We start from the raw sequence: 2,056 nt of genomic DNA, 5'->3' as shown, positions 1-2,056 counted from the left end.
GGGCTGCAAAGACCGGGTACATCAGGAGCGTCAGCGTCAGTGAAGGTGCGTCCCTCGACGAGTGGCCGGCGGACGCTTGGGCTTGGGGAGATTCGATGGTCGTGGTGCTGCAACTCGCGACCACCTCGCTGGAGTCCATTCCCACGGGTACCAAGTACCGAAAGTGGCCAATGCGGGCCCACCTTACGTTGCGGGACCGAGCCGGTCTCGTTGTCGCATCATCACCAGCCTTCGACGGCATGTATTCGGGCCTGTACGCGAAGGGTGACATGCGGGTGGCGTTCTCGAACAACCCGTTCGCGGCCATCGGACGGGACCGAGTCTATTTCGGCTCTGGACAGGACTTCAGTCTGTTCAATCTGAGCGTACGGTTCGACTCGGCGCGCGAGATACGTTGGAGCGCATTGCAGGAGCCGGTTTCCCCAGCGGAAGTCGGCGCGCTGCGGGCGGAACGCGCCGCTCAGGTCGGTACTCAGCTACCGCCAGAACGTTTGCAGCGCATGCTTGACATGGAGTTTACCCCGGAACTCATGCCGCCAACGCGGCCGGCCATCGGGCGCGTTCTCGTGGATGCGGATGAACGGGTGTGGGTGGAATGCTTCGAGCCCGCGCGCCTCGGGACCGCGACGCAGCAGCCGGGCCGTGTCTGGCACGTGCTCGCGTCCGACGGCCGACCGATCGCACGCTTCACGCTTCCGGCGAGAACCCGCCTCGAGGCCATTCGCGGCCGCGCCATGGTGATGCAGCGCGACACTGTCGACGTCGAAACCGTGGCCTGGTACGCGGTGGTGACACCGTGACTGACGTCCGGCGATGGCTACGCCGCGTCGGACAGCAGATCGCCTAACGATGCTTGCTGCAGTCGGGCGATGCGGTAGCTCGCTGCGCTCGCATTGCATTTGATCGCCCGCTGCAGAAGCCCGCGTTGAGGCTGTAGAATAAGTCGATTTTGCCGCTGCAGATGTCGTTCCACTGCTATTGTGATCGCATCGAATCGCCGATCTTGTAGAAAGTGCGCGTTTATCGCGGTTCCGCGTGGACTTACGCGTATTGCTGCGCATTCCGCGGTGCTCTCTACGCCGCGTAGCCCGCGTGGGCGAGTTTTTCGATGTTGTGGACGAGACAATACAACGTCCATTGGCCGTTCACCTTGGTGCGGCCGCGCAGCGTGAAGCGATCGAGCCGCTTATTGGCGCGCAGATTGCCGAACACCGGCTCCACCGTGGCGAAGCGTCGCCCATACGCTTCGCGTCCCTCCGGTGCGTCGAGGCGCGCTTGCATGCGCGCGGTATGCGTGGGCCCGTCGGTGTCGGCGCGTCCGTGGAAAAACGCGATGTTGCGCACCGGCGTGATGTCGGGCGTGCGCAAGCACTGCGCGCGCAACGGACACGGCCCGCAGTCTCGCTTTGCGCCGCGAAAATGCGCGCCGACGTAGTCTTTGGTTTTCCGATGGCCACCGGATCGGTACAACGATTTTCCCGCGGGACATACGCAGCTACGAGCCTCGGCATCGTACGTGAAATCGGCAGTGGTGAACACCGTCGCCGTCGACGTCGTGGGTGTCGCACTCTTGTTGTGCAGCGGGTGCGGCCCCCGCTGATGGCGCCCTTGCGTCGCGAAGCGTTCGTCGCGTTGGCGCAGGTCGCGATCCGCGATCAGCGCCTCGACCGACATCGTGTCGAGCGCGCGGAGATTCGCTTCGCTATGGTAACCCGCATCGGCGGTGATGAGCGTGGTGGCACCGCGCAGCGGCTGCAACGCCTCGACGATCGGCACCAGCAGCTCCTGTGCCGTGCCGGTGCCGTGCGTCTGCCCCACGACCATGATCTGATGCGCCGCGTCGACGGCGGCCACCCCCGTGTACCCTCGGATGACGCCCTTGCTCGTCGCCATCTTGGCGCTGTCGTTGTCCGTACGGTTGCTCTTCCGCACGGCGCCCGTCGCGCCCCGTCGATCCTCCGGATGCGTGGCGAGCCATTCGCACAATTGCTCGGCGTCGCGCATGAGCCGCTCGTGGCGCTGTGGCGTCTTCGCGGCGAGCGTGGGCTCCACGTCG

At 65.1% G+C, this 2,056-nt stretch carries 2 protein-coding genes; one reads left to right on the top strand and one right to left on the bottom strand.

What is annotated here, in order from left to right; all coding sequences use genetic code 11:
* On the top strand, positions 1 to 800 hold an 800-nt coding region (locus ACESNG_RS07060), incomplete at its 5' end, for a hypothetical protein (protein ID WP_373068362.1).
* A gap of 274 nt (positions 801 to 1,074) precedes the next feature.
* Here the strand turns inward: ACESNG_RS07060 and ACESNG_RS07055 are convergent.
* Positions 1,075 to 2,056, bottom strand: a 982-nt coding sequence (locus tag ACESNG_RS07055) for a transposase (protein WP_373060816.1), incomplete at its 5' end; no start/stop codon positions are given.

Origin of the sequence: Gemmatimonas sp., from assembly GCF_041689975.1 — a bacterium.
Lineage (GTDB): Bacteria > Gemmatimonadota > Gemmatimonadetes > Gemmatimonadales > Gemmatimonadaceae > Gemmatimonas.
The sequence above is the reverse complement of the archived record's forward strand: the minus strand, read 5'-3'. Positions and strand labels throughout refer to the sequence as shown.